This is a genomic window from Streptomyces mayteni, assembly GCF_054783955.1.
Genome location: NZ_BAAGPR010000232.1, coordinates 1 through 3892, shown reverse-complemented (window position 1 = coordinate 3892; position 3892 = coordinate 1). Strand labels below are relative to the sequence as shown.

Sequence of the window (3892 nt, the reverse complement as noted above, 5' to 3'; positions counted from 1 at the left end):
GGTGGGGGAAACCCCGCGCGGAGCGCCGGGCGCCGCTGCCGCAGGCCGGCCGGGCCCGGCAGGACGAAAGGGCGGGTGGGTGGGGGAGAACTCGCGGGGCGCCGGTCAGCCCTGGACGGTCGGGCGGACCGTGATCTCGCCGATCTCGACGTCGCCCGGCTGTTCGACCGCGAACGCCACCGCGCGGGCGACCGCCGCCGGCGGGATTCCCATCGCGGCCATGTTCTCCCGCGTCAGCGCCCGCAGGCCCTGTGAGCGCACCAGCGCGCCGTTCGGACGCGACGGCGAACCGGAACCGGATCGTGGAGGCCGCCCGCGCGGTGCTCGCCGAGTCCGACGACGTCCACCTGAATGTGATCGCCCGCCGCGCCGGCGCTGCTGGCCGAGCACCCGCCCCTGGAGGCGCTGCGCCGCTGGCTCGACCGGGTGATCGACTACGCCGAGATCAAGCGCGGCGTCCTGGCGGCGCTCCAGCCGGCGGCCTGGCGGGACCTCGCCGCGGACAGCCACAACCCGATCGAGGGCGCCCTCGACCTGCTGCTGGACGCCGGGAAGGCGGCCGACGCCGTCCGCCGGGACGTGGACGCGCACGGCGTCATCCTGCTCGTCGGCTACCTCAGCCGGCTCGACGAGAGCGAGTGGCGGTCGACGGCGCGGCCGTTGATGGGCGTGATCCTCGACGGTCTCCGCCGGGGGGACGGCAGGACGTGAGGCGGTGAACGGGCGGGTCAGAGCTTGCGGAGCCGCACCTTCCGCACCGCGTGTGTGTGGTCCTTCTGGAGGACCAGCGTCGCCCGCCCCTTGGTGGGGGCGATGTTCTCCACCAGGTTCGGCTCGTTGATCAGCCGCCAGTTGCGCTCCGCGTAGGCGAGCGCCGTCTCCTCGGGCACGCCCGCGTAGCGGCTGAAGTAGGAGCTCGGGTCCCGGAAGGCCGTGGCCCGCAGCTCGCGGAACCGGTGCAGGTACCACTCCCTGATGTCCGACGTCCTGGCGTCCACGTAGAGCGAGAAGTCGAAGTGGTCGGCGAGACCGAGGCGTCCTGGCGGGGCCGGCTGGAGGACGTTGAGGCCCTCGACGATCAGGATGTCGGGGCGGCGGACCGTCAGCCGTTCGCCCGGCACGATGTCGTAGACGTGGTGCGAGTACACCGGCGCGCTCACCTCCGCCTGGCCGGCCTTGACGGAGGCCACGAAGCGCGTGAGGGCGCGGCGGTCGTACGACTCGGGGAAGCCCTTGCGGGCCATCAGCCCGCGCCGTTCCAACTCGGCGTTGGGGTAGAGGAAGCCGTCGGTGGTGACCAGCTCCACCCGCGGGTGTTCCGGCCAGCGCGCCAGCAGCGTCCGCAGCAGCCGGGCGACCGTCGACTTGCCGACGGCGACGCTGCCGGCGACGGCCAGCACGAAGGGGGTGGTCGGCTGCGGGCCGCCGAGGAACGTGGAGACCGCGCCGCGCAGTTGCTCCGTGGCGCCGACGTAGAGGTTGAGCAGCCGGGAGAGCGGCAGGTAGATCTCCGTGACCTCGTCCAGGTCGATGACGTCGCCGAGCCCGCGCAGCCGCTCCACCTCTTCGGCGGTCAGCGGGAGCGGGGTGCGGTCGCGCAGCGCCCGCCACTCGTCGCGGCCCAGGTCGACGTAGGGGGTGGGGGGCGAGGTGTGCTGGAGCGAGGTTGCCACGTGATCATTCTGCTGGCCGGGCTACGCTGCCCGCATGCGCGGGATCGTCGGTTACGTAGGGGTCCAGTCCGCTCTCGATGTGTTGCTCGCCGGGCTCGGCCGGCTGGAGCGGCCCGACCACGACGTGTCCGGTGTCGCGGTGCTCGCCGACGGCGGTCTGGCGACCGTGTGGACCCCCGGCCGGCTCGGGGAGCTGCGCGCCGAGCTGGCGCGCCGGCCGCTGCCCGCCGGGGGCTGCGGCATCGCGCACGGCGGCGGCCGGCCACGGCTGGACAACGCCGGGCGGGTGGCGGTGGTGCACGGCGGCCGCGTCGAGAACGACGCGGAGCTGCGCGCGGAGCTGGCGGCGCGCGGGCACCGGCTGGAGTCGGCGACGGGCACCGAGGTGGTCGCCCACCTGCTGGCCGAGTCGTTCTCGTCGTGCGGGGAGCTCGGCGAGGCGATGCGGCAGGTGTGCCGGGCGCTGCGCGGGGAGTTCGCGCTGCTCGCCGTCCACGCGGACGAGCCGGACGCGGTGGTCGGCGCGCACCGGGGGCGGCCGCTCGCGGTGGCGCTCGGGGAGGGCGAGTCGTTCCTGGCCGGGGACGCGGCGGCCTTCGCGGGCGAGGCCGTCCGGGACGTGGTCCGGCTGGACGCCGGCGACCGGGACCAGGTGGTGCTGGTGCGGCGGGAGTTCGACGAGGTGCGTTACGAGATCACCGACGCGGACGGGGGAGTGGTGCTGGCGTGATCGTCGGCGTGGGCATCGACGTGGCGGACGTGGGCCGGTTCGAGCGGTCCCTGGAGCGGACGCCGGCGCTGATGGACCGGCTGTTCGTGGCGGACGAGCTGTGGCTGCCGGGCGGTGAACGGCGCGGCGTGGCGTCGCTCGCGGCCAGGTTCGCCGCCAAGGAGGCGGTGGCCAAGGCACTCGGCGCGCCGGGCGGCCTCGCCTGGACGGACGCCGAGGTCCGCCAGGAACCGTCCGGCCGCCCCACCCTCGCCGTCCACGGCTCGGTCGCGGCCCGCGCGGCCGAACTCGGGGTCAGGGCCTGGCACCTCTCCCTCAGCCACGACGCGGGCGTGGCGACGGCCATGGTGATCGCCGAGGGGTAGGGCCGCGCTCAGCGGCCGCGCGGTTCGCCGAGGAGTTCGTGCCAGACCGCCGGCAGGGCCTCCGTGATGGTGGACGCCATGGGGGGCGCGGGGGCGTGGGTGCCGGCCAGGCCGTGGAGGTAGGCGCCGGTCGAGGCGGCGTCCAGGGGGGTGAGGCCGGCGGCGAGGAGGGCGCCGATCAGGCCGGAGAGCACGTCGCCGCTGCCGGCCGTGGCGAGCCAGGCGGTGCCGGTGGGGTTGGCGCGGACCAGGCCGCCGGCCGGGTCGGCGACCAGCGTCGTCGAGCCCTTGAGCAGCGCCACCGCCCCGAACCGGTCGGCGAGCGCCCGGACGGCGGCCAGCCGGCCGGCCTCCACCTCGGCGCGGCTGCCGCCGAGCAGCGCCGCCGCCTCGCCGGCGTGCGGGGTGAGCACGGTGGGCGCGCCGCGGGCCCGCACCCGGGCCGGGTCGAGGTCGCGCAGGCCGTCCGCGTCGATCAGCACCGGCACGTCCGCGTCCAGCACGTCGGCGACCCGCTCGCGGGCCTGCCGGTCGTCGCCGATGCCAGGACCGACCACCCAGGACTGCACGCGGCCGGCCCGGTGCGGCGGGCCGGTGGAGACGAGCGCCTCGGGGTAGCGGGCGATGACGGCCGCGCCGGCCGGGCCGGCGTAGAGCACGGCGCCCGCGCCGCCGCGCACCGCGCCGCCGACCGCCAGTACGGCGACGCCCGGGTAGCGGGCCGAGCCGGCGGCGATGCCGACGACGCCGCGCCGGTACTTGTCGCTCTCCGCGCCAGGGCGGGGCAGCAGCGCCGCCACGTCGGCCGGTTCGAGGGCCGTCAGGTCGGGGGTGGGCGGCAGTTCGGGACCGAGGCCGATGTCGACGAGCCGCACCCGGCCGGCGTACTCGGCGGCCGGGTCGATCAGCAGCCCCGGCTTGTGGGTGCCGAAGGTGACGGTGAGCGCGGCGCGCACCGCGTCCCCCTGCACCTCGCCGGTGTCCGGGTCGACGCCGCTCGGCAGGTCCACGGCGATCACCGGCGCGCCCGCGGCGGCCACCGCGCGGGCCAACTCGGCGGCGGCCGGCCGCAGTCCGCCCCGGCCGCCGGTGCCGGTGTTGCCGTCCACCACCAGGTCGGCGCG

General features: G+C 76.5%; 5 protein-coding genes and 1 pseudogene. 3 read left to right on the top strand and 3 right to left on the bottom strand.

Features of this window, described 5'->3' with window-relative positions; translation table 11 throughout:
- Positions 1 to 105: 105 nt before the first annotated feature.
- Positions 106 to 261, bottom strand: coding sequence for a hypothetical protein (locus tag ACYVPE_RS39470; protein ID WP_461038675.1), 156 nt, complete (start codon positions 259 to 261; stop codon positions 106 to 108).
- A gap of 165 nt (positions 262 to 426) precedes the next feature.
- Here ACYVPE_RS39470 and ACYVPE_RS39465 point away from each other — a divergent pair, with 165 nt between their 5' ends.
- Positions 427 to 711, top strand: coding sequence for an SbtR family transcriptional regulator (locus ACYVPE_RS39465; protein ID WP_461038674.1), 285 nt, complete (start codon positions 427 to 429; stop codon positions 709 to 711).
- A 17-nt stretch (positions 712 to 728) separates the two neighbouring features.
- Here ACYVPE_RS39465 and coaA read toward each other — a convergent pair whose 3' ends face one another.
- A complete protein-coding gene (gene coaA, locus ACYVPE_RS39460; protein ID WP_461038673.1) occupies positions 729 to 1673 on the bottom strand; it encodes a type I pantothenate kinase in 945 nt (314 codons plus the stop codon).
- A gap of 34 nt (positions 1674 to 1707) precedes the next feature.
- On the opposite strand from coaA, the pseudogene ACYVPE_RS39455 reads away from it, so the two are divergent.
- Together ACYVPE_RS39455 and ACYVPE_RS39450 are read left to right on the top strand one after the other, a co-directional pair.
- Positions 1708 to 2385, top strand: a pseudogene (locus ACYVPE_RS39455) (glutamine--fructose-6-phosphate transaminase (isomerizing)); the annotation flags it as partial.
- A 14-nt stretch (positions 2386 to 2399) separates the two neighbouring features.
- Complete coding sequence (locus ACYVPE_RS39450) at positions 2400 to 2768, top strand: holo-ACP synthase (RefSeq protein WP_461038672.1); 369 nt, start codon at positions 2400 to 2402, stop codon at positions 2766 to 2768.
- Positions 2769 to 2776: 8 nt separating this feature from the next.
- Here ACYVPE_RS39450 and ACYVPE_RS39445 read toward each other — a convergent pair.
- The coding region (locus ACYVPE_RS39445; protein WP_461038671.1) for an NAD(P)H-hydrate dehydratase at positions 2777 to 3892 on the bottom strand (1116 nt) is incomplete at its 5' end.